This window comes from Sphingomonas sediminicola, assembly GCF_049991885.1.
GTDB classification, from domain to species: domain Bacteria; phylum Pseudomonadota; class Alphaproteobacteria; order Sphingomonadales; family Sphingomonadaceae; genus Sphingomicrobium; species Sphingomicrobium sediminicola.
Map to the genome: position 1 here is coordinate 2332501 of NZ_CP178916.1, position 26900 is coordinate 2359400.

General features: G+C 63.1%; 30 protein-coding genes (1 of these 30 running past the window's edge). 7 read left to right on the plus strand and 23 right to left on the minus strand.

Annotated features, from left to right (window positions below):
* Both ACMC5O_RS12140 and ACMC5O_RS12145 read left to right on the plus strand, forming a co-directional pair.
* Window positions 1–152: the 3' portion of a hypothetical protein gene (locus ACMC5O_RS12140; protein ID WP_187708562.1), read on the plus strand. It extends 130 nt beyond the left edge of the window; 152 of the gene's 282 nt are visible here — the last part of the coding sequence; its start codon lies off the left edge, out of view; it ends in the stop codon at window positions 150–152.
* Window positions 152–529: an acyl-CoA thioesterase gene (locus ACMC5O_RS12145; RefSeq protein WP_187708561.1), complete on the plus strand. Its 378-nt coding sequence runs from the start codon at window positions 152–154 to the stop codon at window positions 527–529. Before ACMC5O_RS12140 ends, ACMC5O_RS12145 begins: the two co-directional genes overlap by 1 nt.
* An 81-nt stretch (window positions 530–610) precedes the next feature.
* Here ACMC5O_RS12145 and ACMC5O_RS12150 read toward each other — a convergent pair whose 3' ends face one another.
* The 14 genes from ACMC5O_RS12150 to ACMC5O_RS12215 all read right to left on the minus strand — a co-directional run bounded on the left by ACMC5O_RS12150 (window position 611) and on the right by ACMC5O_RS12215 (window position 14479).
* Window positions 611–2152, minus strand: a complete 1542-nt coding sequence (locus ACMC5O_RS12150; protein WP_426692934.1) for an OprO/OprP family phosphate-selective porin — start codon at window positions 2150–2152, stop codon at window positions 611–613.
* 99 nt (window positions 2153–2251) lie between these two features.
* A complete protein-coding gene (locus tag ACMC5O_RS12155; protein WP_426692935.1) occupies window positions 2252–3250 on the minus strand; it encodes a substrate-binding domain-containing protein in 999 nt (332 codons plus the stop codon).
* 159 nt (window positions 3251–3409) lie between these two features.
* A complete protein-coding gene (phoB, locus tag ACMC5O_RS12160; protein WP_187708558.1) occupies window positions 3410–4102 on the minus strand; it encodes a phosphate regulon transcriptional regulator PhoB in 693 nt (230 codons plus the stop codon).
* Window positions 4099–4797 (minus strand): phosphate signaling complex protein PhoU, encoded by a 699-nt coding sequence (gene phoU / locus ACMC5O_RS12165; RefSeq protein ID WP_187708557.1) that lies wholly within the window; start codon window positions 4795–4797, stop codon window positions 4099–4101. The genes phoB and phoU overlap by 4 nt, the downstream gene beginning before the upstream one ends.
* 14 nt (window positions 4798–4811) lie before the next feature.
* Window positions 4812–5558: a phosphate ABC transporter ATP-binding protein PstB gene (gene pstB, locus ACMC5O_RS12170; RefSeq protein ID WP_222949995.1), complete on the minus strand. Its 747-nt coding sequence runs from the start codon at window positions 5556–5558 to the stop codon at window positions 4812–4814.
* A gap of 100 nt (window positions 5559–5658) precedes the next feature.
* On the minus strand, window positions 5659–6567 hold the full coding sequence (gene pstA / locus ACMC5O_RS12175; RefSeq protein WP_246444223.1) for a phosphate ABC transporter permease PstA: 909 nt from the start codon (window positions 6565–6567) through the stop codon (window positions 5659–5661).
* The gene (gene pstC, locus ACMC5O_RS12180; protein ID WP_426693531.1) at window positions 6560–7930 is read right to left on the minus strand and encodes a phosphate ABC transporter permease subunit PstC; all 1371 of its coding nucleotides are present in this window, start codon (window positions 7928–7930) and stop codon (window positions 6560–6562) included. Before pstC ends, pstA begins: the two co-directional genes overlap by 8 nt.
* A gap of 30 nt (window positions 7931–7960) precedes the next feature.
* The gene (locus ACMC5O_RS12185; protein ID WP_187709995.1) at window positions 7961–8995 is read right to left on the minus strand and encodes a substrate-binding domain-containing protein; all 1035 of its coding nucleotides are present in this window, start codon (window positions 8993–8995) and stop codon (window positions 7961–7963) included.
* Between the two features lie 91 nt (window positions 8996–9086).
* Window positions 9087–10118, minus strand: a complete 1032-nt coding sequence (locus ACMC5O_RS12190; protein ID WP_187708555.1) for an ATP-binding protein — start codon at window positions 10116–10118, stop codon at window positions 9087–9089.
* Complete coding sequence (locus ACMC5O_RS12195; RefSeq protein ID WP_426692936.1) at window positions 10115–10762, minus strand: DUF4167 domain-containing protein; 648 nt, start codon at window positions 10760–10762, stop codon at window positions 10115–10117. Before ACMC5O_RS12195 ends, ACMC5O_RS12190 begins: the two co-directional genes overlap by 4 nt.
* A 229-nt stretch (window positions 10763–10991) precedes the next feature.
* Window positions 10992–11822 carry a peptide chain release factor N(5)-glutamine methyltransferase gene (gene prmC / locus ACMC5O_RS12200; protein WP_426692937.1) on the minus strand — a complete coding sequence of 277 codons (831 nt, stop codon included), beginning with the start codon at window positions 11820–11822 and terminating at the stop codon, window positions 10992–10994.
* Window positions 11819–12904: a peptide chain release factor 1 gene (gene prfA / locus ACMC5O_RS12205; protein WP_187708554.1), complete on the minus strand. Its 1086-nt coding sequence runs from the start codon at window positions 12902–12904 to the stop codon at window positions 11819–11821. Before prfA ends, prmC begins: the two co-directional genes overlap by 4 nt.
* The gene (gene hisS / locus ACMC5O_RS12210) at window positions 12901–14139 is read right to left on the minus strand and encodes a histidine--tRNA ligase (protein ID WP_187708553.1); all 1239 of its coding nucleotides are present in this window, start codon (window positions 14137–14139) and stop codon (window positions 12901–12903) included. The genes prfA and hisS overlap by 4 nt, the downstream gene beginning before the upstream one ends.
* Before the next feature lie 10 nt (window positions 14140–14149).
* Window positions 14150–14479 carry a DMT family transporter gene (locus tag ACMC5O_RS12215; protein ID WP_246444217.1) on the minus strand — a complete coding sequence of 110 codons (330 nt, stop codon included), beginning with the start codon at window positions 14477–14479 and terminating at the stop codon, window positions 14150–14152.
* A gap of 44 nt (window positions 14480–14523) precedes the next feature.
* On the opposite strand from ACMC5O_RS12215, the gene ACMC5O_RS12220 reads away from it, so the two are divergent.
* Window positions 14524–15156 carry a DUF1345 domain-containing protein gene (locus ACMC5O_RS12220; RefSeq protein ID WP_426692938.1) on the plus strand — a complete coding sequence of 211 codons (633 nt, stop codon included), beginning with the start codon at window positions 14524–14526 and terminating at the stop codon, window positions 15154–15156.
* On the opposite strand, the gene ACMC5O_RS12225 is transcribed toward ACMC5O_RS12220, so the two are convergent.
* The 4 genes from ACMC5O_RS12225 to ispG all read right to left on the minus strand — a co-directional run bounded on the left by ACMC5O_RS12225 (window position 15153) and on the right by ispG (window position 17927).
* Window positions 15153–16058 carry a DMT family transporter gene (locus tag ACMC5O_RS12225; protein WP_246444215.1) on the minus strand — a complete coding sequence of 302 codons (906 nt, stop codon included), beginning with the start codon at window positions 16056–16058 and terminating at the stop codon, window positions 15153–15155. The two genes, ACMC5O_RS12220 and ACMC5O_RS12225, sit on opposite strands and share 4 nt — an antisense overlap.
* 26 nt (window positions 16059–16084) lie before the next feature.
* Entirely contained in the window at window positions 16085–16561 is a 477-nt protein-coding gene (locus ACMC5O_RS12230; protein WP_187708552.1) for a retropepsin-like aspartic protease family protein, read from the minus strand.
* Window positions 16562–16623: 62 nt separating this feature from the next.
* A complete protein-coding gene (locus ACMC5O_RS12235) occupies window positions 16624–16752 on the minus strand; it encodes a hypothetical protein (RefSeq protein WP_281389387.1) in 129 nt (42 codons plus the stop codon).
* Between the two features lie 41 nt (window positions 16753–16793).
* Window positions 16794–17927, minus strand: a complete 1134-nt coding sequence (ispG, locus tag ACMC5O_RS12240; protein ID WP_187708551.1) for a flavodoxin-dependent (E)-4-hydroxy-3-methylbut-2-enyl-diphosphate synthase — start codon at window positions 17925–17927, stop codon at window positions 16794–16796.
* 109 nt (window positions 17928–18036) lie between these two features.
* On the opposite strand from ispG, the gene ACMC5O_RS12245 reads away from it, so the two are divergent.
* The 3 genes from ACMC5O_RS12245 to ACMC5O_RS12255 are packed head-to-tail and all read left to right on the plus strand — an operon-like array spanning window position 18037 to window position 22496.
* The gene (locus ACMC5O_RS12245; protein ID WP_426692939.1) at window positions 18037–20217 is read left to right on the plus strand and encodes a TIR domain-containing protein; all 2181 of its coding nucleotides are present in this window, start codon (window positions 18037–18039) and stop codon (window positions 20215–20217) included.
* Window positions 20218–20243: 26 nt separating this feature from the next.
* On the plus strand, window positions 20244–20642 hold the full coding sequence (locus tag ACMC5O_RS12250) for a hypothetical protein (protein ID WP_187708548.1): 399 nt from the start codon (window positions 20244–20246) through the stop codon (window positions 20640–20642).
* A 54-nt stretch (window positions 20643–20696) separates the two neighbouring features.
* A complete protein-coding gene (locus ACMC5O_RS12255; protein WP_426692940.1) occupies window positions 20697–22496 on the plus strand; it encodes a DUF4231 domain-containing protein in 1800 nt (599 codons plus the stop codon).
* Window positions 22497–22500: 4 nt separating this feature from the next.
* On the opposite strand, the gene ACMC5O_RS12260 is transcribed toward ACMC5O_RS12255, so the two are convergent.
* Together ACMC5O_RS12260 and ACMC5O_RS12265 are read right to left on the minus strand one after the other, a co-directional pair.
* Window positions 22501–22701: a toxin-antitoxin system HicB family antitoxin gene (locus ACMC5O_RS12260; protein WP_187708546.1), complete on the minus strand. Its 201-nt coding sequence runs from the start codon at window positions 22699–22701 to the stop codon at window positions 22501–22503.
* Between the two features lie 6 nt (window positions 22702–22707).
* Window positions 22708–23607 carry an SPFH domain-containing protein gene (locus ACMC5O_RS12265; protein ID WP_426692941.1) on the minus strand — a complete coding sequence of 300 codons (900 nt, stop codon included), beginning with the start codon at window positions 23605–23607 and terminating at the stop codon, window positions 22708–22710.
* Between the two features lie 107 nt (window positions 23608–23714).
* On the opposite strand from ACMC5O_RS12265, the gene ACMC5O_RS12270 reads away from it, so the two are divergent.
* Window positions 23715–24638 (plus strand): isoaspartyl peptidase/L-asparaginase family protein, encoded by a 924-nt coding sequence (locus ACMC5O_RS12270; protein ID WP_187708545.1) that lies wholly within the window; start codon window positions 23715–23717, stop codon window positions 24636–24638.
* On the opposite strand, the gene ACMC5O_RS12275 is transcribed toward ACMC5O_RS12270, so the two are convergent.
* The 3 genes from ACMC5O_RS12275 to ACMC5O_RS12285 are packed head-to-tail and all read right to left on the minus strand — an operon-like array spanning window position 24614 to window position 26886.
* Window positions 24614–25753, minus strand: coding sequence for a GNAT family N-acetyltransferase (locus tag ACMC5O_RS12275; RefSeq protein WP_187708544.1), 1140 nt, complete (start codon window positions 25751–25753; stop codon window positions 24614–24616). The genes ACMC5O_RS12270 and ACMC5O_RS12275 overlap by 25 nt on opposite strands.
* Window positions 25740–26450 carry a glycerophosphodiester phosphodiesterase family protein gene (locus ACMC5O_RS12280; RefSeq protein WP_187708543.1) on the minus strand — a complete coding sequence of 237 codons (711 nt, stop codon included), beginning with the start codon at window positions 26448–26450 and terminating at the stop codon, window positions 25740–25742. The genes ACMC5O_RS12275 and ACMC5O_RS12280 overlap by 14 nt, the downstream gene beginning before the upstream one ends.
* Window positions 26425–26886, minus strand: coding sequence for a RidA family protein (locus ACMC5O_RS12285; RefSeq protein WP_426692942.1), 462 nt, complete (start codon window positions 26884–26886; stop codon window positions 26425–26427). Before ACMC5O_RS12285 ends, ACMC5O_RS12280 begins: the two co-directional genes overlap by 26 nt.
* Window positions 26887–26900 lie beyond the last annotated feature (14 nt).

Sequence of the window (26900 nt, forward strand, 5' to 3'; positions counted from 1 at the left end):
ACGAGGGTGTCCACATTCACATGCTCATCGCAACCGCACTCGGCGCCGGCCTTTCCGTTCTGCTCGCCGGTGCGTTGATGAGCCTCGTCTTCCTGAGCTCGTCGACCGGGCATGACGATGAAGCAAACAGATTCGAAGAGGATGAAGAGTAGTGACAGTCACGAACCGCGACCCGGTGCTGCGCGTCGTTCCGGGGCCCAGCGACATTAATGCCAACGGCCATATATTTGGCGGCTGGGTGCTTAGCCAGATGGACATCGCGGGCGGAATCACCGCGTCCCGACGGTCGCAGGGGCCAGTCGCGACCGTTGCGATCGAGAGGATGGAGTTCATCGCCCCGATCCACCTGCGCGACGTCATCTCCGTCTACGCCGAGGTGGAGCGGGTCGGGCGAACTTCAATGGCGGTCCGGATCGAGGTCGTCGCCAGCCGCGATCGCGGTGCGACGCAGGTCCCGGTTACCGAAGGTCTCTTCACCTTCGTCGCTCTCGACGAGAACAACCGCCCGCGTCCTATCGAAGCGGCCTGAGCCAAGAAAGCAAAGACCCCCTCGCCGTACATCCGGGCGAGGGGGCCTGCCGTGCCTTTCCGGGGAGTGGGTGGAAAGGCTCTAGAACTCGATCTGAGCCCGGGCCGCGAACGTGTCGGCGCCAAACTTGCGTTTGTTCGCCGGCTTGTTCGGGTCGACCAAGCCAAGCGCGCGCGGACCGCCCGTCACTTCCACGTGGCCGTACTGCGCCATGAAGCGGACCCAATCGATGGGATTCCAGATCAGGCTGGCCTGAAGACCCAGCTGCTTGCCGCCGTTGACGTAGAACGGCGCGGCGTAGGTGGCGCTGCTGTCAACGCGGTCGCTAAGATCGACATAGTCGACGCGGCCGTTGATCTGCAGGGCGCCCCAGCCGCCGTCGTTCCACGGCTTGAGCACCTTCGTGCGATCCCACTTGCCACCCTTGTAGGCGCGGGTCTCGCCGGTGAGGAAGTAGCCCAGCTCGAAATATCCGCCCCAGAACGACGGATTACCATTCAGCGCGGTGCCGGTCGCAACATCGTTGTCATTCGGATCGGCGTTGGTCGCCGCCAGCTCGGCCGCGGTGAAGGTATTACGCACCCAGACCTTCTGCGCTTCGGCCGCAACGTGCAGGCTCTTGTGGATCGCGGCAAACTCGACGCCGAGCGTGTCGTCACCCGACGATGCGAGCGTGCCCGTATCGATGAAACGCTGGTCGGTGATCTGGGTCAGCGGACGCGTACGATATTGCGCACCCAGCGATTCCTGGCTGTTCGACCGGTGCTGGAAGTTCGCGCCGACATGGAGGCGGGTCGAACCGAGCGTCGGCGTGTACAGGGCACGCAGTGATGCCTGCCAGCCGGTGCGCGTGAAGCTCGCGTCATTGATCGGCGTCGAGAAGATGCCGGCCTGTACGAGGTAGCTGTCCGTCGCCTTGTCCGAGAACTGCAGGCCGATGCCCAGGCGGCGGTTGTAGTTGAACGCATCGGTGAACGAGGCGCGCTCGAGCATGCTTCCCAGACGCGAGCTCGTCATCGTTTCGAGGCTCGAATAGGGATAGAAGTTACCGACCGAGACCTGCAGCGGCGCCTTCTCGAAGTCGTAGGTGAGGATGATGTCCTCGTAGTCGACGGTGCCCTGGGCGAAGTTGAATTCGACCTTGTATCCGAACCGGCCGGGCAGCGTGCCTTCCGCGCCGAACACGAGGCGGCGAGCGCGGCTGTTGAAGCCGAGGTTCTGGAAATTGAGGCCGCTGACCGTTCCGCGGCGCTCGTCGCCGTCAGGGAACCCGACATAGCCCGTGTCGAACTGCGCGAAGCCCTTCGGCTTGAAGGTGAAGCCGGTATCCTTGTCGGCGAACTCAGGCCCGCCCTTCCACGAAGGAACCGCCTTGGCCTGCTGCTTCTTCACGCCCTCCAGCGATTCCTGAAGCGCTTCGACTTGGGCCTGCAGCAGCTCGATCTTTGCCTGCAGGTCGTCGACCTGATTGGTGTTGGCGATGGTTGCGTCGGCCGTGGCGTCGGATGCGTCCGGGGCCGTCGGCTCTTGAGCGGCTGGTGCTTCCTGCGCCGCGGCCTGGGCCGGCGCAGCGAATACTGCTGTGCCGGCGAGCAGCGCGGCGATTACGAACTTGCGAGTCATTCTATTCCCTTTCCCCCGCCTCTTTGGTGAGGCCTCAGCGCCGGCTTCCCGAAGGGGCCGGCGCCGTCATGGACGATCAGTTTGTGTGGCGGAACGCTGCTACTTGAGGCTCGCAAAGTTGAGCGGAGCGAGGCCACGTGCAGCCATTTGCGAGCGGGCCCGCACCTGTGTCGGCGACGCGATCATACCCGCCTGGCGAAGATATCCGTTCGGCCCGAATGCGCTCTCCTTGGTGAACTCGGCGACGAAGGCGCGGATCGCCGGGATCGCACCGACGTGAGCGTTCTTCACGTAGACGTAGAGTGGGCGAGCACCCGGATACTTGAATGAACTGATCGAGTCGTAGCTCGGCGCGACGCCGTTGATGGAGAGGCCCTTCAGCAGGTTCGTATTCTCTTCGAGGTAAGAATAGCCGAAGATGCCGACGGTGCCGGGGTTTGCCTCGAGCTTCTGGACGATCAGATTGTCGTTTTCGCCCGCCTCGATGAAGGCGCCGTCCTCGCGCATCGCGGTGCAGATGGCCTTGTACTTGATCTCGTCGGCCTTCTTTACCGCTGCCATGCCGGGGTTGCTGTCGCAGCCCGCAGTCATGATCAGCTCGCCGAGCGCATCACGCGTGCCGGACGTGGGCGGCGGCCCATAGACTCGGATCGGAAGCGCCGGCAGCTTGCCGTTTACGTCCTTCCAGGTCTTCGCTCTGTTCGGCTTGCCGAACGGCGTCTTGGCGAGTGCGAGGTAGATGTCGCGCGTGGTCAGGTTGGCAAGCGGCGTACGCTTGGACGTTGCCAGCGAAATCCCGTCGATGCCGACCTGGATCTCGGTGACCTTGGTCACCCCGTTTGCGGCGCACTGCTTTGCTTCAGAAGCCTTCATCCGACGTGAGGCGTTCTCAATGTCCGGGAAGCGCTCGCCGACGCCGGCGCAGAACAGCTTCATTCCGGCGCCGGTCCCGGTCAATTCGATGATCGGCGTGCCGAGGCGACCGTTGGCGCGAGCGACGCGCTCGGCAACGATCTTGGCAAACGGATAGACGGTCGAAGAGCCGACGGCGCGCATCTGCGTGCGGGCTTCAGCGGCAGTGCTGGCGGTGGTTGCCATCAGTGCGACCCCCGCCAGAGCCAAAATCTTGGAAGACATCTGAATAATACCCCTTGGAATGGTCGGCGGCTCAGCCGCGACAATCATTCTCTAGGAGCGTGCAAAGACTCGAAAATGACCGGTTTGTTTCAGTCTCGTGACGAGGTTTTCGGGTGACTCTCAGGCCTCGGCGTCGAGCGAATAGCCCGCCGAGCGGACCGTCCTGATTATGTCCTTCTGCCCGCCGTCGTTCAGCGCCTTGCGGAGACGGCGAACGTGCACGTCGACCGTCCTGAGATCGATGTCGGGATCGTGCGACCAGACCGTGTCAAGCAACCGCTCGCGCGAGAAGACGCGGCCCGGATTCTCGAGAAAATGGCGGAGCAGACGGAATTCGGTCGGGCCCAGGGAAACGGGTTTGCCGCTTCGACGAACGCGATGAGCGGCAACGTCCATCTCGACGTCCTCGTAGCCAAGCTGCTCGGCGGCAAGCGCCGGCCGGACACGGCGAAGCACGGCTTCGACACGAGCGACCAATTCGCGCGGGCTGAACGGCTTGGTGACATAGTCGTCCGCGCCGGTCTCGAGGCCGCGGATGCGATCGCTCTCCTCGCCACGAGCGGTGAGCATGATAATCGGAGCGTTTGCGGTTTCGGAGCGACGACGAAGCCGCCGGCAAACTTCGAGGCCCGTGATCCCTTCGATCATCCAGTCGAGGATGATGACGTCCGGCGCCTCTTCCGCAGCCAGCAACAGCGCTTCCTCGCCGTCACCCGTGCGACGGACATCGAAGTCCTCGCGCTCGAAATGCCAGATAAGAAGCTCCGCGAGCGCACGATCGTCCTCGACGAGGAGTAGCTTCTTCTTCGTCATGTCGTTTTCCGACGCCGCTTCTTGCTGGGCTCAACCATATGCTCGCCGGTCGCGGCGTAATAAACCATCTCGGCGATGTTCGTCGCGTGATCTCCAACCCGCTCGAGGTTCTTTGCCACAAACAGCAGGTGGGCCGATTGGCCGATATTGTGCGGGTTCTCCATCATGTGCGTCAGCAAAGTGCGGAAGATGGAATCGTAGAAATCGTCGACCGCCTGGTCGCGCTCGCAAACCCGGACGGCGCCCTTGGCGTCACGCTCGACGAATGCCCGAAGCACGTCCGTGACCATGTCGGTCGCGATGCGTGCCATTTCCGGAAGCAGCGAGACTGGCTCGATGTCACTGGCGCCGTCCAGCAGTGGGACCCGCTTGGCGATGTTCTTGGCATAGTCGCCGATGCGCTCGACGACGCCGGAGATCTTCAGCGCCGCAACGGCATCGCGAAGATCGCCCGCCATCGGCGCGCGAAGCGCGATCAACTGAACAACGCGCTTCTCCGTCTCGATCTCGAGGCGGTCGATCTCCTTGTCGCGCTCGACGACCCGAAGCGCTCCTTCGGTGTCTCGCTCGATCAGGCAGCGCATGGATTCTCGGATCGCCTGGTGGGCTAGCTGGCCCATCTCGCTGATGAGCCCGCGCAGGCGATCGATATCCTCGTCAAATGCCTTGAGTGTGTGACCGGTCTGTTGTTGCATCGTCTCTGCTCCGATCAGCCGTACCGCCCAGTGATATAATCCTGGGTGCGCTGTTCGCGCGGGTTGGTGAACATGTCGCTGGTCTTGCCATATTCGACCAGCTCGCCGAGGTGGAAGAAAGCCGTGCGCTGCGAAACGCGCGCCGCCTGCTGCATGTTGTGCGTGACAATCGCGATCGCGTAGCGGCCGCGAAGTTCGTGGATCAGCTCCTCGATGCGAGCCGTCGCTATCGGGTCGAGCGCCGAGCAGGGCTCGTCCATCAGGATGACTTCCGGATCGACCGCGATGGCACGCGCAATGCAAAGGCGCTGCTGCTGTCCACCGGACAGAGCCGTGCCGCTCTCGTTCAAGCGGTCCTTGACCTCATCCCAAAGACCGGCGCGCTTCAGCGACTTCTCGACGGTCTCGTCGAGCTCGGTCCGCGACGCGGTAAGTCCGTGGATGCGGGGACCGTAGGCCACATTCTCGTAAATCGACTTTGGAAACGGGTTCGGCTTCTGGAATACCATTCCGACCCGGGCCCGTAGCTGCACCACGTCCATCGCCGGCGCATTGATGTCCTCACCATCGAGCTCGATCCGGCCAGCGACGCGCGCGGACGGGATCGTGTCGTTCATGCGGTTGAGGCAGCGAAGGAACGTCGACTTGCCGCAGCCCGACGGGCCGATGAAAGCGGTCACGCGATCGTCGTGGATCTCGATCGAGACATCCTTCAGCGCCTGCTTGTCGCCGTAGAAAACGCTGATGTCCTTTGCCCGCATCTTGGGTGCCCGCTTGGTCGTAACGTGCGGCTCCTCGTCGGCGTGCAGCGGGACCGGCGGCGCGATCGTCGGGGCTTTCGTGGTCGTCATAAGCATGGGCCTACCAGCGTTGCTCGAAGCGGTTGCGAAGATAGATAGCGAGCCCGTTCATCATCAGCATGAAGACGAGCAGAACGATGATCGCAGCGCTCGTCTTCTCGACGAACGCGCGGTCGACCTCGTCGGACCAGAGAAATATCTGGACCGGAAGAACGGAAGACGGATCGGTAATGCCTGACGGCGGGACCGCGATGAAGGCGCGCATGCCGATCATTAGCAGCGGTGCGGTTTCGCCGAGCGCACGTGCCATGCCGATGATCGTCCCGGTCAAGATGCCCGGCAATGCCAGCGGCAGCACGTGATGGAAAACGACCTGCATCTTCGACGCCCCGACGCCGAGCGCAGCTTCGCGGATCGAGGGCGGGACGGCTTGAATCGCGTTCCGGCCGGCAATGACGATGACCGGCATGGTCATCAGCGCCAGCGTCAGGCCGCCCACCAATGGCGCGGAGCGCGGCAGGTGCATGAAGTTCAGGAATACGGCGAGGCCGAGCAGGCCGAAGATGATCGACGGAACGGCCGCGAGGTTGTTGATCGAAACCTCGATCATGTCGGTCCAACGGTTCCGTGCCGCGAATTCCTCGAGGTAAATCGCGGACAGCACTCCGACCGGGAAGGCTAACGCCATCGTCACGACGATGGTCAGGAAACTACCCTTCAGCGCGCCCCAGACGCCGGCGGTCGCCGGGTCGGTCGAATCCGACATCGTCAAGAAGCCGAGGCTTAGTCCGCCCGCGCCCTTCCACAGCATCGTGCCGAGGAGAAAGGCCAGGAAGGCAAGCGAAATGCCGACGGCCGCGAAGCCGAGCAGCTTGAACAGCCGCTCCGAGCGGTAGCGTTTGCGCAGCCGGCTTTGCATCGCATCGCCGGTCCAGCGAGTGATGGCGGCTTCTGAAGCGACGCTATTCATAGGCTTCTCGGTATCTGCGCACGACGGTCAGAGCGATCAGGTTCAGGACCAGGGTGATCAGGAAGAGCACCAGGCCGAGCGCGAAAGCCGCCAGCGTCTTGGCGCTGTCGAATTCCTGGTCACCGGTCAACAACTGGACGATCTGAACGGTGACCGTCGTCACGCTTTCGAACGGATTGGCGGTAAGGTTGGCGGCTAGGCCGGCAGCCATGACGACGATCATCGTTTCGCCGATTGCGCGGCTGACGGCGAGCAATACACCCCCGACGACGCCCGGAAGCGCGGCGGGGAGAAGAACTTTGCGGATGGTTTCGGACTTGGTTGCGCCGAGCGCGAGGCTGCCGTCGCTCATCGCCTGCGGAACGGCGGCGATGGAATCATCGGCCATCGAGCTGACGAACGGAATGATCATAATGCCCATGACGAGGCCTGCGGCGAGCGCGCTCTCGCTGCTTGCCGATTCGATGCCCAGTGAGATTCCGACTTCGCGGATCCAGGGAGCGACAGTCAGGGCGGCGAAATAACCGTAGACCACCGTCGGGACGCCCGCGAGAATCTCGAGCACAGGCTTGATGACCGCCCGTGCCCGCTGACTGGCGTATTGGGTGAGATAGATCGCGCTCATCAGACCAAGCGGAATCGCGACGATCATGGCGATGATCGCGCCGATCAGGATCGTGCCCCAGAAGAGCGGGATCGATCCGAACGCGCCCGACGAGCCGGCCTGGTCGGCGCGGATCGCCATCTGCGGGCTCCAGGACAGCCCGAACAGGAAGTCGGTGATCGGCACCAGCTGGAAGAATCGCAGGGATTCGAACAGCAACGACAGGACGATCCCGAGGGTCGTGAAGATCGCGATCAGCGAGGCGCCGATCAGCAGGCCATTCATCCAGCGCTCAACCGACGTCCGCGCCCGGAACTCGCGATCACGTTTCCGCAGGAGCAGGACGCCTGCAGCACCGAGCGCAATCAGTATGGCGGCAATGCCCCCAATCAACGCATAGCGGCCTTCCGCTTCCGCTACGCGAGGCGCGAGTGACGTCGATTCCGGATTAAAGCCGGTTTCGATCTCATGGTGAGCAATTTGCCGCGCCTCATCGAGGATCGAATCGCGCTGCATCTCGAAGTCGGGAAGCGCCTTGCCTTCGGGGCTTGATAGCACTGCCTGGTCGACGAGCCGGGTCTGCATGGGAGACCATGCGGCGAGCACTAGTAAGGCGGGCACCACGACCCAAAGGGCCGCGTGAATGCCGTGGTAGACGGGAAGCGAGTGAAGCCTTCCACCCGCGCGGAGCTGCCGTGCCCTGTTGAACGCGATCCCGCCGACCGCCGAAGCGATCAGCAGGACCACGATCAAGGCAATTCCGAGCGTCACGGCCGGCGCTGGCGAGGCTTACTTCAGGGTCGCCGGGTCGAGCGGCTTGAGCTCGGTGGCCTGCTTGGCAGCAGCTTCCGAGTCTGCTCCAGCGAAGGGAACCAGTCCACGCTTCTCGAGCGTACCGCCCTTGCCCCACGCCTTCGAATAGGCTGCGACAAAGTCACGCAGGGCCGGCTTTGCCGCCAGGTGCTCGCCCTTCAGGTAGATGTAGAGCTTGCGGGCGCCCGGATAGGAGAGGTCGGCAATCGTCGCTTCCGTCGGGGAAACGCCGGCAATTTGAACAGGCTGAACCTTGTCCAGATTCTCTTCGAGGTAGCTGAAGCCCAGCACGCCAATTGTGCCCGGCTCGGCGCTGACCTTCTGGACCAGCAGATTGTCATTCTCGCCAGCCTCGACATAGGCGCCATCTTCGCGGATTTTGGTGCAGACGTCCTTGTGTTTCTTCTCGTCCGACTTCTTCAGCGCTTCCATCGCCGGATCGGTGTTGCAGCCCTTCTCAAGATAGAGATCGGCGAGGCTGTCGCGGGTGCCCGACGTCGGCGGTGGGCCAAGCACGCGGATCTTGATGGCCGGAAGCGCCGGATTGACGTCCTTCCAGGTCTGCGCCGTGTTCGGGCCCTTGCCGAACGGATTGGCGGCAAGCGCCTTGTAAATGTCGGCTTGCGTCAGGTTGGCGAGCTGGCTGCCCTTGGCTTCGATGAACGTCAGTCCGTCGATGCCAATCGGGACCTCGATGATCGTCTTCGCACCGGCGGCGACGCATGAGTCATACTCGCTCTTTTTGATGGCGCGCGAAGCATTCTCTATGTCGGGGAAGTTCGCGCCGACACCGCCGCAGAACAGCTTCATGCCCGCGCCCGTGCCGGTCGATTCCACGACTACGCTGACATTGGGATTATCGCGCTGGAACTGTTCGGCGACCGCGGTCGTGAAGGGATAGACGGTCGAGGAACCGACCACCTTCAGCTGTTGTTTCGCGGCCCCGCCTTCGCCGCCGCCATTGCTTCCACACGCGGCAAGCGCCGCCGCAAGCGGCAGCGCAATCATCATCTTGTTCACTTGCGAACTCCCATTCGGGCCAATTTCGAAATCGGCCCTAGCGGCAGTTCAGCGACCTCTTCGCGACTCTTCTGTTACACTTCTATGACAGCGATCCCGCAGCAACCGGCAGCAGGACGTGCACGGTCGTGCCCTTCCCGACCTCGCTCTCGATGGTCAGGCGGCCTCGGTGTCGCTCGACAATATGCTTGACGATTGAAAGGCCGAGACCCGTCCCGCCGAGCGACCGGCTGCGGCTCGTGTCGACCCTGTAGAATCGCTCGGTCAGTCGCTGGATGTGCTCCGGCGCGATTCCCTCGCCCTGATCGACGATGCGGAGGTGAACCATTTCGTCCTCGAGCGATGCCGAGACCTCGACCGGAGTTCCTGGTTCGCCGTACCGAAGCGCGTTGGTGATCAAGTTGTCCAGCACCTGGAGTATCTGCACGCGATCGGCCGCAACCGGAGGCAATCCAGGCTCTATCTTGCAGAGAAGCGCCGACCCGCGTTCGTCGGCCATCCGCTTGGCGCTTTCGACCGCTACTTCGATCAACTGCTCGAGATCTACGGCCTCGGTCGGGGTCGTGAACTTTTCGGCCTCGATGCGGGAAAGGGAAATGAGGTCTTCAACGACCCGCTGCATTCGGCGAGCCTCTTCGTGAACGATCGCCAGAAACCGCCCTTGCGTCTCGCCGTCCAATTCGCCGGTATGTTCACGAAGGGTCTCGGTGTAGCCGATCAGCGTAGCCAGCGGCGTCCGCAACTCATGGCTCGCATTGGCGACGAAATCGACGCGCATCTGCTCGGCGGCACGCGCTTCGCTTCGGTCGATCAGGCGGACGAGTATTGCGCCGTCCCCAAGCGGCGCGATTCGGGCGAGCCAGTGGCGGCGTGACCCGCCGAAGCCCGCGGCTTCGATTTCTTCGGGCCCGGTCAACCCACCCCGAACAAGGCGCTCGATCAGCGCCGGATGCGGCAGTACCTGCCGAACGTCAACGCCCTCGATCCCGATGCCGAGAAGGTTGCGGGCCGCGGCATTGCTCATAACGACGGAAGCGCCGCGGACGATGATTGCGGCCTCGGTCAGGCCCTCAATGAGCTTTCGGCTCTTGTCCCTGTTGAGCGTGAAGATCACGCGGCGGGAGCGATGTCGCCTTCATCCTGGGACCGGGGACGTCGCGCGCGACGGCGGGGGCGGGCCTCAATGGCCTCCTCCTCACCCTCGTCATTCGCGCTTTCTTCGCGCCCGATCGCCGGCGGAAGAACATCCATCGGAATCCGCTCGTCGGCGCCATTGCCGCGCTCGAGGCCGTTGCGTTCATCGCCTTCGTCGCGGGGACGATCGTTGCGCGAGTAACGGCGCTGGCGCTCCTGACGCTCCGGGCGCTCGGCACGGTCGCGGCGGTCGTTGCGCTCTGGACGCGTGGCCTGCTCTTCCTCGATGTCCGAATTGTCTTCGCCGGACGTCTCCATTTCGTCGCCGTCGTCCTCGTCGAGTTCGTCGTCGCGCTGGCGACGCGGATTCTGTTCCTCGAAACGGGCACGGCTTTCGCTCAGCACGCGGAAATAGTGCTCCGCGAACTGGAGGTAATACTCGCTCTGGACGCGATCACCGGCGAGTTGCGAATCGCGCGCCATGCTCTTGTACTTTTCGAGCAGCTGCGCCGCGTTTCCGCGCTGCCGGTTGTCCTGACGGTTACCTCCGGGTTGTCCCCCGAGGCTTTGTCCCCTCTGACCCCCACGACCGCGCCTGCGGCCGCCCTGACGATTATTGATCAAATGCCTACTTCCTTAACAAGAAGCTTTCCCCTTCACCTGAGACTGCCAGACCAGCACGAATTCCACGTGCCGGGCCTGACCCTCTCGTTCCGAACTGTGTCTCATGGACACGATGCGAACGGCCGATTGCGTCGGGGGTGGAGCGGGATCTGCTCAGCTTTCTCTCAAGGGAGCGAGCCCGGTCCTGACTTAGATGTAGTGTCGGAACAGGCGGATGCCAAGCGAATTTCTAAACACTCCAAGTTAGCAGCAGCGCCCTTGCCCGGCCGGCGAGGTCGTTCGCGATCCGGGCGGAAAGCCCATCGCGAGCGAGAAGCCCCGTCACCGCCTCGGCCTGATCATGGCCGATCTCGACGGCGGCGAGCCCCCCTTTGTTCAGCAGCCGAGGAAGCTGGGGTGCCAATTCACGATAGGCGTCGAGGCCTTCCTTGCCCGCGAAAAGTGCCTCGTCCGGCTCATATTCACGGACTCCCGGTCCAAGTTCGGCATCTTCCGCGACGTAGGGCGGATTGCAGAGGATGAGGTCGAACCTCTCGCTGATCCCCTTGGCCCAGTCGCCTTCAATCAACTCTACCCTGGGCTCGAACCCGAGCCGCCGCGCATTTGCCGCCGCATAGGACATGGCCTGCCGCGAGACGTCGACGCCCAGACCGGTCGCACCGGGCCAAAGATCGAGGGCGGCCAACAGAAGCGTTCCGGGACCCGTGCCGAGATCGAGGATCCGCTTCGGCCCATCCGCGCCTTCGAAATGCTCGAGAGCAGACGAGATCAGAACCTCGCTGTCCGGCCGCGGGATTAGCACCCCCGGCCCAACGTGCAGCTCGATATTCCAGAAGGCGCGCCGGCCGGTGATGTAGGCAACAGGCTCCCCAACCTTTCGCCGATCGACCATCTGGAAAAAGCGGTCGGGAGCTTCGCGCTGGGGCGGCGACAGGATCAGCCTGTCACGGTCGATGTGGAGCGCCTCGGCCATCAGCAATTCGGCGTCGAGGCGAGGCGTGTCGCTGACTGGTCCCAGTTCGTTGGTCGCCCGGGAGAGGGCTCGGGGGATGGTCGTCACGCTTGTTCGAGACCGGCGAGCCTCTCCGCCTCGTCCTCCGCGGCCAGCGCGTTGAGAAGTTCGCCAAGTGCCGGCCCTTCGAGAATCTCCGGCAACTTGTGCAGCGTCAGATTGATCCGATGGTCAGTCACCCGGCCCTGCGGAAAATTGTAGGTGCGGATGCGCTCGGAGCGGTCACCCGAACCGACCATCGACTTGCGGGCTCCGGCGCGCTCGCTGGCGAGACGCTCTCGCTCCATTTCGAAAAGGCGCGTGCGCAGAACCTTCATCGCCTTCGCCTTGTTCTTGTGCTGCGACTTCTCGTCCTGTTGGATGACGACGAGGCCGGTCGGCAGGTGGGTAATGCGCACCGCGCTGTCGGTGGTGTTGACCGACTGACCACCGGGACCGGAGGACCGGTAGACGTCGATGCGCAGGTCCTTGTCATCGATCTGGACGTCGACATCCTCCGCTTCCGGAAGCACGGCAACGGTCGCAGCGGAGGTGTGAATGCGCCCGCCGCTCTCGGTCGCCGGCACGCGTTGAACCCTATGCACCCCGCTTTCGAACTTGAGTCGAGCGAAGACGCCCGGTCCGATGATCGAGGCGACGGCTTCCTTGTAGCCTCCGACGTCGGACGCGCTCGCGGAGATCAATTCGAACTTCCAGCCCTGCGACTCCGCGAAACGCTGGTACATTCGGAGCAGGTCGCCTGCGAAAAGCGCGGCCTCGTCGCCACCAGTTCCCGCGCGGACTTCGAGCATTGCAGCGCGCTCGTCGGCGGAATCGCGAGGCAGGAGCTTGATGGCCAGGGCGCGCTCGGCGTCGGGAAGCTTGTGACGGATCTCGTCGGCCTCGGCCGCAGCCATCTCCTTCAGCTCCGCTTCCGCCGCGGGGTCGGCCACCATCCCGTTCAGGACTTCGAGCTCGGCGCGCAGACGGCGGACTTCGCGAGCAGCCGCAGCGACGGGCTCGATCTGCGCATATTCCTTGGACAGGCGCACGAAGTCGTCCGGCGAGAGGTCGCCAGCGGCCATTGCGTCGGCAAGTTCCTGCTTCTTCGCCTCGATGGACGCGATACGCTCCGACGAAATCTGGGTCATTTGCGGATCGCATCCCCGATCAGGTCGAGCGATACCGCTCGCTGCTCACCAGTTGTGAGGTCCTTGAGCTGCGCCTCTCCGCTCTCGAGCTCATTGTCGCCAAGGATTAGCGCATATTTAGCGCCCGACGCGTTCGCGCGGCTCAGCCGCTTTTTCATGTTGCCGCGATAGGCCATGTCGGCGGCGATGCCCTCGCGGCGAAGTCCTGCCACGATTCCTTGCGCCGCAGCCTCGGCCTTATCGCCGAGCGGCACGACCGCCACGGTCGCCGCTTCCGGCTTGGGCGCATCGATCATCATGCCCAGCCGCTCAATTCCGGCCGCCCAGCCGACGGCTGGCGTATGCGGACCGCCGAGCGCCTCGATTAGGCCGTCATAGCGGCCGCCGGCGATCACCGTCCCCTGCGCTCCAAGCCGGTCGGTGACGAACTCGAAAGCCGTGTGACGGTAATAGTCCAGCCCGCGAACGAGGTGCGAGTTTCTTACCCACTTCACACCCGCCGCATCGAGGCCGGCCGTCACCTGCCCAAAGAAATCGGAAGCCTCACCGGTCAGATAATCGTCGATCGAAGGCGCGGCGTCCGCGATCGGGCGTTCCTTCGGATCTTTCGTGTCGAGAATACGGAGTGGGTTGCGCTCGAGCCGGGCCAGGCTGTCCTCGGACAACGAATCGCGATGCGCTTCGAAATACTCAATCAAAGCCGACCGCCAGGCATCGCGCGTCTCCGCATCCCCAAGCGTGTTGAGCTGAAGCGTCACGCCTTCGTGGATGCCGAGTTCGCGCAATAGCTGGTCGCCGAGCGACAGCAGTTCGACATCCGCAGCGGCCTCGCCTGCCCCAATCACTTCGGCGTCGAGCTGGTGGAACTGGCGGAAGCGGCCCTTCTGTGGACGCTCATAACGAAAGGCCGGTCCGTGCACCGCGAGCTTCAGCGGCGCGAACTGCTGCCAACCCTCGCTGAGATAGGCCCGACAGATGCCCGCCGTGAACTCCGGACGCAGGGTGATCAGCTCGCCGCCGCGATCCTCGAACGAATACATTTCCTTGGACACGACGTCGGTGGTCTCGCCGATCGTGCGAGCGAAGACGGCGGTCTGCTCGATCACCGGAACCTCGACGCGCCTGAAGCCGAACAGGCGGCGGACGCGATCGAACGCGTCGACCACTGCGTGGAAGCGGTCGGCCTCTTCTCCTAGCAAGCTCTGGGTCCCGCGAACGGGCTGGGGCGTCGTCATTGCGGGGGACTTAGGCGGTGAGCTTCAAGCCCGCAATCGCCGCCACGATTGCGAAGATCAGCAATATGCGGACGGTCGCCGCAGGCTCGCCGAACCAGAGGATGCCGACGATCACCGTGCCGACCGCGCCGATCCCGCCCCAGACCGCATAGGCCGTTCCCATCGGGATCGAGCGGGACGCAAGCTCCAGCAAGCCCATGCTGATTGCGACCGAAGCGAGAAAGGCGATCGTCCACGGAGCATTCCTGAAGCCATCGACGAAACGCAGCGACGTCGTGAAGCCGACTTCGAATACGCCTCCCAGAATGAGCCAGAACCAGGCTATGTTTCGCCTCCGCAACCAACTTGCCGATTGTAGGTTCTGCGCTCATGGCGAGCAGTGGCATGAATATCAATCGTATCGCCCCGTGGCGTTTCCTCTTGTTCTTCGCGATCCTGATCGCCGCCTGGATCGTTGCGATCGGGGCGGGCGCAGTGCTTTCGCGAGGTCTGCTGATCGGGTTCGACGTCGCCGCAATCGCTTTCCTTGCTTCCTACGCGCCGACGTTCCGATTTGACGCGAAGCGCATCCGCCAGGAAGCAGCCCACAACGACGCCAACCGCGCAATCCTGCTCATCCTCAGTTTTGTGCTCACCATCATGATCCTGGCCGTGCTCGTCGGCGAGCTCGCTCAAGGCGGGAAGATCTCGAGCCTCGACAAGTTCATCGTCACCGTCAGCCTCATTCTGGTCTGGACGTTCGCCAACGCAGTCTACGCGCTTCACTATGCTCATCTCTATTACACGGCAGACGATGGCGGCCGCGATTGTGCCGGCCTCGAGTTTCCCAAGATGCGCGAACCGCTGATGGCGGACTTCGCCTATTTTGCCTTTACGCTTGGTGTTGCGGTCCAAACCAGCGACGTGGCGATCACGTCACCACACATCCGCAAGGTCGTCACCGTCCATTGCGTGGTCGGCTTCTTCTTCAATCTTGGTGTGCTTGCGTTGACGGTGAACATACTCGGATCCCGCTAGGTCGCGACCTCCACTTCACCCGGCGCAGCAATCTTGCTCCGGGCGGCAATGATACATCCTCCGACGATCATGCCGGCACCCGCAACGGTGTAGAGAGAGACCGGTTCTTGGAAGACGATCCAGCCGAGCGCAGCGGCCCATAGGAATGCGCTATATTCGGTCACTGCGAGGTAGCTCGCCTCGGCACGCGCATAACCCCAGGCAAAGAGCATGGCGCCGGCCGTCGACATAGCCGCAGCAATGACGATCCACGTCCACCAATAGTCCGATGGCCAGTCCGGCAGGCCCGCGAACGGAATGACCGCCAGCCATAGGACCAGAACGGTCAGCGACTGGAAGAAGGTGATCTCGAGCGGCTTGGCCGCCAGCGCCTGATGCCGCATCAAGACGATGTTGCAGGCATAGCAAAGCGCGGAGCCAATGATGGCGACGCTACCCATCAGGACGTCGGGACCAAGCTCGGCCCGCGCTTGCCCCAAGACAATAACGAGAACCCCGGCAAAGGCCGCAACCGAGCCGCCGATGGATCGTCCGCCGATTTTCTCGTGCAGGAAGAGCGCCGCGAGCATGAGTGCGATTAGCGGAGCGATAAACGTCAGGGCGATGGCTTGGGCGAGCGGCACCCGGCCGATTCCCCAGAAGAAGAGGAACGCCATAACGGTAACGATCAAGCCTCGCGCAACGTGGATCCTGAGCGTCGACCGACTCGGCCATGGAAGGCGGCGCGGGAGGTAGAGGCTCCCTGAAAGAATGAAGCCGACGACCGACCGCCAGATGCTGACAGCGTAGATCCCTATCGCCAGCACCAGCGCCTTCATCACAGCGTCCATGACCGACAGGATGCCGACTGCGGCTAGCGCCGCGAGAAAGGCCTGGACGGGATGTTGGGCGACGCGATTCACGCACCGCCCTTAGCCATGAGCGTCGGCTAGCGCAGCACCATATAATCGCCGCGCATCTGCACCTCGCCCATCCGCGACAGATAGGACTGGCCGAGAAGCGACAGCTCCGAACCCTCGAGGATTGCCCCGCGGACATCGGTCACCTTTTTCCCGTCCACATCGACCTCGTGCAGCATGATCGGCTTGCCGCGAATCGGGCCCGAAGCGCCCTCGCCAATATATTCGAATTCGGCCGGATTGACGGGAATGCCGATGCGCTGGGCGTCTTCAACGGTGAGGGCGACACCGCTTGCGCCGGTGTCGACCAGGAAGCGGACGAGTTCGCCGTTCACTTTCGCGTGGACGTAGAAATGCCCGTTGCTTTCGCGCTCGAGGACGGTCTCACGGGCTTGGCCGTCATTCTGCGGAACGGAGGCCGGTGCGGCTGGCGGGCGCTTGGACGTCGGCACGGCGAGGCCGATCACGGTTCCGACAGCAATGAACGCAAAGAGAGCTCGGTACATTGAGCTGCAATTTAAGCGCAACTCGTCAGCAATTGCTTAAACTCGCGAAGATGCTGTGGTGATTACAGGTCTGCGTCAGGCGAAGACGGTGCGGGCTGCGAGGCATCATCGATCAGCAGCGGCGGCTCCGACGGCTCCATGGTGCCGGCGAGCGCTCCGCCCAAAATCAGAATGAACAACAGCTTGGCCACGGCGCGACAATGCGCCCAACAAGGTGAAAAAAGGCTGAACTTTACTCGGCTGCGTCGAGAGTCTCGTCGCTTGCGGACGCCGCCTCGATTTCCGCGGCCTTGGCCTCGACCAGCTTCACGATGTGCTCGATCATGTCCTCGTCGCGAACATGATGGTCGGTGACTCCCGACAGGAAGACCATGTGCTTGCCCTGGCCGCCACCAGTGATGCCGATGTCGGTCTCGCGGGCTTCCCCTGGACCGTTGACGACGCATCCTAGCACCGAGAGCGACATGGGCGTGCGGATATGCTGGAGCCTTTCCTCCAGCGTCTGGACCGTGCGGATCACGTCGAAGCCCTGCCGCGCGCAGCTTGGGCAGGAGACAACACGAACGCCGCGATTGCGGATGCCGAGCGCCTTCAGGATCTCGTAGCCGACGCGAACTTCTTCCTCCGGCTCGGCGGAAAGGGATACGCGGATCGTGTCGCCGATCCCTGCCCAAAGCAAAGAGCCGATGCCGATCGATGACTTCACGGTGCCACCGATCAACCCGCCGGCTTCCGTAATGCCGAGGTGCAATGGACAATCCACTGCGTCTGCTAGCGCATGATACGCAGCGACCGCGAGGAAGACGTCGGACGCTTTGACCGCGACCTTGTACTCTCGGAAGTCGTGATCCTCGAGAATTCGGATGTGGTCGAGCGCGCTCTCAACGAGGGCCTCGGGGCACGGTTCGCCATACTTTTCGAGAAGGTCCTTCTCGAGGCTTCCGGCGTTCACGCCAATGCGGATCGCGCAGCCGTTGGCGCGAGCCGCCGCAATCACTTCCTTAACACGGTCTTCAGAACCGATGTTGCCGGGATTGATTCGCAGGCAGGCCGCTCCGGCGTCCGCCGCTTCGAGCGCGCGCTTGTAGTGGAAATGGATGTCCGCAACGATCGGGACGTTCGCCGCGCGGACGATCTCCTTCAAGGCCGCCGTGCTGTCCTGGTCGGGGCAGGAGACGCGAATAATATCCACGCCTGCATCCTCGCAGCGTCGGATCTGATCGATCGTGGCGCCCGCATCAGCAGTCGGCGTGTTGGTCATTGTCTGAACGGTTACGGGCGCATCTCCGCCCACCGGAACGGAGCCGACCATGATCTGACGCGACTTGCGGCGCGCGATATCTCGCCACGGGCGAATTGAGGACATGGCGGCGCATATAGGGCCTGCCGCCGCTACGGCCAAGCGAGGTCCGAGGACTGATTCGCGTTAAATTCGCGGAAATGGTAAGCGATTTAGCGGAGTTGCGAGGGCAGCGATGACGTTACTTGCCCGGCCGTCTGAGTGGATTCATCCCGACCGGGATGCAGCTTCGGCGACGCCCTTCGCCGGTGGCTCGAAGCACTATTTCGCATTCCTCAGCTACAGCCACCGCGACGAGCCGACAGCGCGCTGGCTCCATGATGAGCTCGAGAAGTTCCGCGTGCCCGGCCATCTGGTCGGCCGCGTCACCGATCACGGTTCCGTACCTCGAAGGCTCACCCCGATCTTCCGCGACCTAAGGGAGCTTCCTGCGTCGGATGACTTGGGCCACGAGATTCGTGCCGCGCTCTCGACGTCGCGCTTCCTGATCGTAATCTGCTCGCCGGCGGCGGCTGATTCCAAATGGACCAATGCCGAGATCGAGGCCTTCAAGCGCGTGCACCCCGAAGGCTGCGTCCTCGCCGCGATCGTGGCCGGCGAGCCCTTTGCATCCGAGCATCCGGGCAGGGAGCAGGAAGAATGCCTGCCGAGGGCGCTCCGGTTCCGGTACGATCGACGTGGACGTCCGACGCCGAAGCGAGCCGAGCCACTGGCAGCCGACCTTCGCGGCGATGCCGAAGTCAGACGCCTGGGATTGCTCAAGCTCGTCGCAGGAATGCTGGGCGTCGGCCTCGACGATCTCATCCGTCGCGACGAAGTCCGGCGGCAGAAAAGGCTAGCCTTGCTGGCTGCCGCATCCCTCGCGGGAATGGTGGTGACGAGCGGACTTGCTTACACCGCTATCCAGGCACGCGACGCTGCTCGCGATCAACGAAGGCAAGCCGAAGGTCTTATCGGCTTCATGCTCGGGGATCTGAAGAACAAACTGGAGCCACTGGGCCGTCTCGATGTCCTTGACAGCGTCGGGGCGCGCGCGCTCGATTATTACCGGCACCAGGACACAACGAGCTTAAGCGACGAAAGCCTGACCCAACGGTCGAGGGCGCTGACCCTGATGGGACAGATCGCAAGCAGCCGGGGGGACGTGGATGGAGCCTTCCAGCGCTACCGTGAAGCCTTGGCAGGCACCGCCGAAGCCTTGCGTCGATCGCCCAACGATCCGCAGCGAATTTATGAACACGCGCAAAACGTCTTCTACGTGGGGGACGTTGCCCGCCTGCGGGGCATGACGAACGAAGCTGAAGCGGCGATGCGCAACTACAAGGCGTTGGCGCAGCGGTTGATCGCGACCGACCCTTCGAACCCGACCTGGCAAATGGAAGGTATTTACGCCGATACCAATCTCGGAATCCTGCTGATGGAATCGGGTCGGTATTCCGAAGCGGCATCGGTGTTCGAGAACTCGCTATCCGACCGCGAAAAGCTGGCCGCGAGCGCTCCGGACAATGCGCAGTACCGCAAGGCGCTGATTGAGGTCCTGGCGTGGCTCGGCGACGCGCGAGAGAAGGAGGGCCGGCTCGACGACGGCCTCGCGCAGCGGGAACGCCAGATCGTACTACTCCAGCCCCTCATCACCAATCCGAACAGTGACGCGGAGTATCGCCGTCAAGCCGTCGTTGCGTACCGCGCGGCGGGTCGGTTGAACGCCGTTCGAGGAAACCTAGCTGCCGGCATCCAGCAAATGCGCACTTCGGTGAACATTGGCGACGCTCTCCTGAAAGCTGAGCCGGCAAATACGGACTGGGCGGCGATGACCGCTTATTCGAAGCTCGAGCTCGCCAAGTTCGATTTGGCGGCGCGAAACGTCGACGAAGCGTCCGCGCTTGTTCGATCCGGTTGTGATTCCGCGGACAGGCTCGTTTCAAAAGATTCAACGGTTGTTCTCTGGCGCATGGATCTGAGGAGCATGTGCCTCGAAACAAAGATTCGCGCGGCCGTTGGGCGAGGCGCGCTGGCGGAGGCGCAGGAGCTCTCCGGCCAGCTGAACGGACTTGCGCAAGGCGAACTCGCGAGATCGCCTTCGAGCGACGCGCGGCTTGTCCTAGCCAATGCCTACCTCTTGCGGGGCCTGGTCCAAAGCTCGTCCGGGGATCGGGCAGGAGCTCGCGACGCATTTGCGAGTGCATTGCGGTCATGGCCCGCGGAAGCGTCCGACAGGCCGGCACTGATCGCCCGCAAGGTCGTGATCCTGAAAGGATTGGGCCGACGGGAAGAGGCGGGAGGCCTGGCCGCACGGCTGGATCGCATGGGCTACGGCGACCCCACCTACAAGCGCGACCTTTCAATTGTTGGGTAAACGAAAACGAGAAGAGGAGCTCGGTCATGGCAAAGGACGTGAAAGTCGAGGCCAAGAAAGGCGACAAGGGCCTCATCGATTGGGAAATCGACGGGAAGAAAGCAAAAGTCTCGCGGATCGAATTCGATAAGGGCGACAACGACGTGCTGGTAGAGTTCAAGCTTCAAGACACAACCAGCCGGAAGCTTCGCTTCGATACCGAGCAGCCGATCTGGATTCACGAGAATGCGGACGGTCAGTGCCCTTCCCCAGGAGCGACTGACAAGCAGATCGAGGTCGTGAGCTGCGATGACAACACGCTGAAGCTCGTCAACAAGAACGACAAGGAATCGATACTTCGGTATCAGCTGAACTTCGTCGACCAGGCCAATAAGGCCGAGCCTTGCGATCCTGAGTTCAAGAACGGCGGGACTAGTGCGCAATAGGAGCGAGCGATCACTGCGCCTGAGCTGAACCTGCACCAGTCGGGTCGTCGCCGTATGCGGGAGTGCCCACCATCGCTGCCGTTCGTCCTTGCGGTTGGGGTGACCGGCCACCGAAGGGATGCCCTTGCCGCGGATGCGGTTGAGGCGCTGAAGAGCCGGCTGCGCGACGTTCTCGTGGCGATTGCGGCCACGGCAAATGACGTGCGGCGCGCGAACTGCGAGTTCTTTTCCGATGCACCGCTGCGGCTGCTATTCGTCTCGCCGCTGGCAGACGGGGCCGATCAGATCGCCGCCGCAATCGCGCTGGAGCTCGGTTTCGAGCTGCACGCAATCCTTCCGTTCGAACGCGACCGATATCTTGAGGACATGGCGGAAGCGGCCGGCCGCGCCGAATTCGACGCGCTACTCTCGCGCGCGTCCTGCGTGCTCGAGCTTCCCGGGCACACGAGCCATTTGCTCGAGAGCTACGTCATGGCCGGGCGTGCAACGGTTGCTCACAGCGATCTGCTAATCGCCGTATGGGATGGCCTCCCGCCCAGGGGGCGCGGCGGGACTGGCGAAATCGTGCGGCTAGCTCATGACCGAGCGACACCCACGATCCACGTTCCGATTTCGGCCTCGCAGCCAATTACCCTGAGATGGAGCGCCTTCGAGCCCGCCGTCATTACAAGCGCCGAAGACACGGCGAACGTTCGAGGCTTTTCCAATGAAGAGTTGAACGACGTTCTCAACGCGCTGGTGACCCCGCCGCCAGGCGCGCAGGAGCGTAACTTCATCCACAAGTTCCAGAGCGAATGCCGGCGGAAGGTGAAGGCACGGATCGAATATCCGCTTCTACTCGCCGCGACCGGAGTATCGCGCTTCCGCCGACAGCACTGGCGAGCCGATGCGGCGTTCGAGCAGTCCCATGCCGAATGGCGGAGCTATTGCGACGCATGCGAGCGAGTGCAGGCCGTCAGCGCGCCGCTCACTTCCCTCCAGAATTGGTACGAGTGGGCCGACAGCCTCGCCACCCATTTCGCCCAATCTTACCGGAGCGGGCACGTGTTCAATTTCGTGCTGGGTGCGCTGGCCGTACTGCTCGCGCTGACCACATTGGTCCTTCCCGACGCGAAGAAGTATCTTGCAGTCGCCGAGCTCATCGCGGTGCTCGCGATCCTCTTCAACACCTGGTTTGGCACCAGGCAGCAATGGCACCGTCGCTGGCTCGATTATCGTCAGCTGGCCGAGCGTCTTCGGCCCATGCGCAGCCTGAAAATGCTTGCCTTGGCGGCGCCGGACCCACCCGGAACCAGCGCAAATCCGGTCGCTCGACGGTGGATCGACTGGTATGCAATCGCGGTGTGGCGGGCGATGGCTTGCCCTTCCGGGCGGCTCACGCAGGATAAGCTCAAGATCCTCACAGAAACGATCGCCGAACATGAGATCACCCCGCAAATCGACTACCACCGTTCGACCGCGCGGCAGGTCGAACGGCTCGACCACCGTCTCGAGATATTCGGCTACAGCCTGTTCGCCCTCGCGCTCGTGGGCTGCATCGCCCTGCTCATCGGGTTCGTGGTCGATCCGGCCTGGGTCAAGCACAACAGCAATTGGTTCACCCTCCTGTCTGCAGGCCTCCCGGCCATCGGCACTGCAGTCTTCGGCATCAGGGTCCAGGGCGACTATGTAGGGAGCGCGGTGCGATCGGAGCAGACCGCGCAGGTCCTGGAACAGATCGTCGATCGCCTGGAGCGGGAGCCTGCGAACCTTCCGCGGGCGGGAGACCTTGTCGAACAGGCCGCGCGAGCGATGCATGCGGATCTCGACGAGTGGAGGCTGCTGAACCAGCAGCACGATCTTTCGGTCGGCTAGTCGATCAGCCCTTCTTGGGGCGGCCGCGCTTGACCGGCTGTGGTGGCTCCAATTTCACGCCGCGGGCCTTCAGCGCCTCTCTAAGCAGGCATTCGACTTGGCTGTTGACGCTCCTCAGGTCGGCGGCGGCACAGCGCTCGACTGCGGACCAAAGGTCCGGGTCGACCCTCAACGGATATGCCTTGCGCTCGCCGCCGCCAGCCATTTTGACCTAGGTGTAGAGCGTGCCGGTGTTCACCACGGGCTGCGTGTCACGCTCACCGCAGAGCACGACCATCAGGTTCGAGACCATGGCCGCCCGCCGCTCGTCATCGAGGTGGACGACCCCTTTCTCGGACAAGGACGCGAGCGCCATCTCGACCATGCCCACCGCGCCATCGACGAGTGTCCGGCGAGCCGCGACGACTGCCTGCGCCTGCTGACGACGTAGCATCGCGCCGGCGATCTCAGTCGCATAGGCGAGGTGCGTGAAGCCACATTCGTCGATCGTGATTCCGGCGACCGCAAGACGCGCGATCAGCTCCTTGCGAAGCTCGACCCCGACCTCGTCGTGGTTGCCGCGAAGGGTGATCTCTTTGTGCTCGAAATCGTCGTACGGATAGCGCGAGCCGATGGTGCGGATCGCCGCTTCCACCTGGACCTTCACGAACTCCCTATAGTCGTCGACGTCGAACAGGGCCTGAGCCGTATCGACCACGCGCCAGACGATCTGGGCTGCCATTTCGATCGGGTTGCCGCGCAGGTCGTTGACCTTGATTCGCTCGGAAATGAAGTTGACCGATCGGACCGAGACCTTCTTGCGAATCATCCATGGCCACACCCAGCGGAGGCCCGTTGCACGATCCGTGCCGCGGTAATCCCCGAACAAGGTGATCGCGGAGGCCTGGTTGGGCTGCAACATGAAGAATCCTGGCGCGATGAGCAGCAGCGCGATCGGTCCGAGGAGCACCGCTAGGACCGGCGCCCAGCCGGCCGCGTAATTGCTCAGATTGTAGGCGCCAAAAGCAATGAGAAGGATGTCGAGCAACAAGAGAAACAGCATCAGGTAGCCGCTGGATGTTGAGGCCGCCCGCTCCCGGCTGGCCTTCAAGGCGGTGACATTGTCAGCCACGAGAACCTCCCTGTTAAAGTGATATCAAAATAATATCGCACTCAATCTGAGTCAATCCGACATCAGCGACGTGGATTTGGAACCCGTCGGTGGCTAGGAACGCCCCCATGACTATCTCCTGGAAGCTTGTGATTCATGGCGGCGCAGGTGCGATGCGCCCGGTCCATGGCGACGAAGATCATGAAGAGCGTGCGCGGCAGGGATTGCGCAATGCTCTCGAGGCGGGGTCTGCGATCCTGAACAACGGCGGAAGCGCGGTCGACGCGGTCGAGGCTGCTGTTCGAGTGCTGGAGGACGACCCCTGCTTCAACGCCGGACGCGGAAGCACCCTCAACGCGCAGGGCATCGTCGAGCTCGATGCCGCCATCATGGACGGTGAGGATCGCCGGGCCGGCGCCGTTGCAGGAGTCCGCACAACCCGCGCGCCGATCAGCCTGGCGCGCACATTGATGGAGCGCGGTCCGCACGTGTTCCTCTCATATGAAGGCGCCGATCGTCTCGCGATCGAGGCCGGGCTCGCGCAGGTCGACAACAGCTGGTTCGTGACCGGCGAACGCCGTCGGCAGCTCGACGAATTGCTCGAAAAAGGCGGCTTCGACGCTGACGTCAAATACGGAACCGTCGGCGCGGTTGCGGTTGATACGAACGGGCATGTGGCCGCCGCTACATCGACGGGCGGACTGACGGCCAAACAGTGGGGCCGGATCGGCGACTCGCCCCTGATTGGCGCCGGCACTTACGCCGACGACCGCTCCGCAGCGGTTTCGGCGACCGGCTCGGGCGAATATTTCATTCGCGCCGTCGCCGGCCATCAGTTGGGTGAACGAGTTCGCCTGGCCGGAGAGACGCTTCAGGACGCGCTCGACGGAACGCTGGAAGACATTAAACAGCTCGGCGGATTGGGCGGACTGATTGCCGTCTCGCCGAGCGGCGATTGTGCCTGGGGATTCACGACACGCGCCATGTATCGCGGCGTCGCTGGCCCGGAGATGCAGAAGGTCGCGATCTACGCTGAGGAAGACATGCGGTAGGGCAGAGCCCGCCGCAGCCAGTCCAACTCCGCGCCGATTGCCCGCCGCTCCTCGACCAGGAACTGCTCGACCGCGTCGCGGAATCCCGGATCGACGATGAAATGCGCTGACTTGGTGACCACTGGCTCGTAGCCGCGCGCAAGCTTGTGCTCGCCCTGCGCACCAGCCTGCACACAGGTCACACCATTCGCGATCGCCCACTCGATCGCCTGGTAGTAGCAGAGCTCGAAATGAAGGAACGGGACCTCGTCGACCGTTCCCCAGTAACGGCCGTAAAGTGTGTCCTGGCCTATGAGATTCAGGGCGCCGGCGACCGGCTCGCCGTCGCGCATGGCGAGGAACAGGAGCAGCTTGTTGCCCATGCTCTGGCCAATGAGGTCGAAGAATTTGCGGGTCAGGTAAGGCCGTCCCCATTTGCGGGAGCCGGTGTCCTGGTAGAAGCGCCACATCCAGTCCCAGTCAGCCGCGCCGATCTCGGCACCACGCAGAGTTCGGAACTCGAAACCATGCCGCGCTGCGTCACGTTCCTTGCGGATCGCCTTGCGCTTGCGGCTGGTCAGCGCCGCAAGAAAGTCTTCGAAACTGCCGTAGCCGCGGTTCCGCCAATGGTACTGGATGCCATCCCGGATGAGCCAATTGCGCCGCTCGCATTCGGCGACGCCACCCTCATCGATGAAGGTCATATGCGCCGATGAGATCTCATTTTGGACGACCACCGCCTCGGCAGCCGCAAGCAAGTGCTGCGGCTGGGTGCCGAGCAAGCGCGGCCCGGGCACGGGGGTGAAGGGAACGGCGATCTGAAGCTTCGGGTAATAGGTCCCGCCCGCGCGCTCAAAGGCGTCGGCCCAGCCATGGTCGAATACATATTCGCCCTGGCTGTGAGTTTTCAGATAGGCGGGCGCCGCCGAAATCAGACGGGAAGATTCGTCCTCGACAAGGATGGCCGCAGGCGTCCAGCCGGTGCCTTTGCCGACGCTGCCCGACTCCTCGAGCGCCGAGAGGAAGGCATGGCTTACGAACGGGTCATCGCCCGAAAGCCTGTCCCAGGCGTGGCTGTTGAGACCGCTCACCCCCGACGCCAGTTTGGCAATTACTTCCGATTCACGGTCGGCCATCGGCTTCCCAGATAAGGGCATCGGCGTGAACCTGCGCTTGCGCGCGCTGCTCGGGCGATCGTATCGTCCAGCTGTAGACTGGCATCCGCTCCCGTTCGCGGGCGATCCATGATTTTCCGAGAGAAGTACGATCCACGGCGAGAAAATCGGGATCGGCAAGCCAGATCGCAAGGCTGCGTTGCAGGGGCGAAAGGTCATCGCGAACGACAAGTCCGCGCCGAACGTCAGGCATGTTCGTCTTCAAAAGCCTCGCCAGGCGAGCATCGAAGCTCATCACCCCAAACGGACCGGCGTAGCCCGCGAGCGCACGCCGTAGTGCAGGCACCCAGCGCCAGATATCGCTGTCGACCTTCACTTCCAGCAGCAGCGGAGCGTCGCCTTTCACTAGCGCGAGAAGGCTTTCGAGGGTCGGCAGTGGGCCCTCACCGACCTTGAGCTTCTTTAGCTCCTCATGGGTGGATTGGCCGATGCGAAGCGGACTGCCGCACATGCGCCAGGCATCCGCGTCGTGAAAGACGAGAATCTGGTCGTCGGCGGTAAGCCTCAGGTCGCATTCGATGCCCGCGCCAAGCTCGAGCGCTGCGGCGGACGCGATCAGGCTATTCTCGGGAAAGCCAGAGCCGTAGTGCAGGCCCCGGTGCGCGAACCCTTTCGGGCCCGGCTCGAGCGGGTCAGGCTTTGACCGCGACGATCGCATCCACTTCGACGGCGACACCCAGGGGCAGGACCGCGACGCCGACGGCGCTGCGCGCGTGCCGGCCGGCCTCGCCGAACACTTCCTGCATCAGCTCGGAAGCACCGTTCGCGACTTTCGGCTGGTCGGTAAAGTCAGGCGCGCTATTCACGAACACGCCGAGCTTCACGACCTTCTCAACTCGATCTAGCGAACCGAGCGCCGCCTTCATCTGCGCCAGGAGCATGATCCCGCAACGGCGCGCAGCCGCGGTTCCACGTTCCAGGTTCATGTCTTCGCCAAGACGACCTTGAATGAGATTCCCATCTTCGGAGAAGCTGATCTGGCCGGAGATGTGAAGCAGGCCGCCTTGCTCGACCGCCGGGACGTAAGAGGCAACGGGGGCTGCGGGCTGCGGAAGGGTGATGCCGAGTTCGGCGAGGCGCTGGTCGATGCTCATGGCCGCGCCTCAAC

Excerpts from the sequence above, each read along its gene's own strand:
- ACMC5O_RS12150 (WP_426692934.1), bottom strand. The coding sequence starts at position 2,152 with ATGACTCGCAAGTTCGTAATCGCCGCGCTGCTCGCCGGCACAGCAGTA.
- ACMC5O_RS12155 (WP_426692935.1), bottom strand. The coding sequence starts at position 3,250 with ATGGCAACCACCGCCAGCACTGCCGCTGAAGCCCGCACGCAGATGCGC.
- phoB (WP_187708558.1), bottom strand. The coding sequence starts at position 4,102 with ATGACGAAGAAGAAGCTACTCCTCGTCGAGGACGATCGTGCGCTCGCG.
- phoU (WP_187708557.1), bottom strand. The coding sequence starts at position 4,797 with ATGCAACAACAGACCGGTCACACACTCAAGGCATTTGACGAGGATATC.
- pstB (WP_222949995.1), bottom strand. The coding sequence starts at position 5,558 with ATGCGGGCAAAGGACATCAGCGTTTTCTACGGCGACAAGCAGGCGCTG.
- pstA (WP_246444223.1), bottom strand. The coding sequence starts at position 6,567 with ATGAATAGCGTCGCTTCAGAAGCCGCCATCACTCGCTGGACCGGCGAT.
- ACMC5O_RS12185 (WP_187709995.1), bottom strand. The coding sequence starts at position 8,995 with ATGATGATTGCGCTGCCGCTTGCGGCGGCGCTTGCCGCGTGTGGAAGC.
- prfA (WP_187708554.1), bottom strand. The coding sequence starts at position 12,904 with ATGACCCAGATTTCGTCGGAGCGTATCGCGTCCATCGAGGCGAAGAAG.
- hisS (WP_187708553.1), bottom strand. The coding sequence starts at position 14,139 with ATGACGACGCCCCAGCCCGTTCGCGGGACCCAGAGCTTGCTAGGAGAA.
- ACMC5O_RS12220 (WP_426692938.1), top strand. The coding sequence starts at position 14,524 with ATGAATATCAATCGTATCGCCCCGTGGCGTTTCCTCTTGTTCTTCGCG.
- ACMC5O_RS12230 (WP_187708552.1), bottom strand. The coding sequence starts at position 16,561 with ATGTACCGAGCTCTCTTTGCGTTCATTGCTGTCGGAACCGTGATCGGC.
- ispG (WP_187708551.1), bottom strand. The coding sequence starts at position 17,927 with ATGTCCTCAATTCGCCCGTGGCGAGATATCGCGCGCCGCAAGTCGCGT.
- ACMC5O_RS12245 (WP_426692939.1), top strand. The coding sequence starts at position 18,037 with ATGACGTTACTTGCCCGGCCGTCTGAGTGGATTCATCCCGACCGGGAT.
- ACMC5O_RS12250 (WP_187708548.1), top strand. The coding sequence starts at position 20,244 with ATGGCAAAGGACGTGAAAGTCGAGGCCAAGAAAGGCGACAAGGGCCTC.
- ACMC5O_RS12255 (WP_426692940.1), top strand. The coding sequence starts at position 20,697 with ATGCGGGAGTGCCCACCATCGCTGCCGTTCGTCCTTGCGGTTGGGGTG.
- ACMC5O_RS12260 (WP_187708546.1), bottom strand. The coding sequence starts at position 22,701 with ATGGCTGGCGGCGGCGAGCGCAAGGCATATCCGTTGAGGGTCGACCCG.
- ACMC5O_RS12270 (WP_187708545.1), top strand. The coding sequence starts at position 23,715 with ATGACTATCTCCTGGAAGCTTGTGATTCATGGCGGCGCAGGTGCGATG.
- ACMC5O_RS12275 (WP_187708544.1), bottom strand. The coding sequence starts at position 25,753 with ATGGCCGACCGTGAATCGGAAGTAATTGCCAAACTGGCGTCGGGGGTG.
- ACMC5O_RS12280 (WP_187708543.1), bottom strand. The coding sequence starts at position 26,450 with ATGCGATCGTCGCGGTCAAAGCCTGACCCGCTCGAGCCGGGCCCGAAA.
- ACMC5O_RS12285 (WP_426692942.1), bottom strand. The coding sequence starts at position 26,886 with ATGAGCATCGACCAGCGCCTCGCCGAACTCGGCATCACCCTTCCGCAG.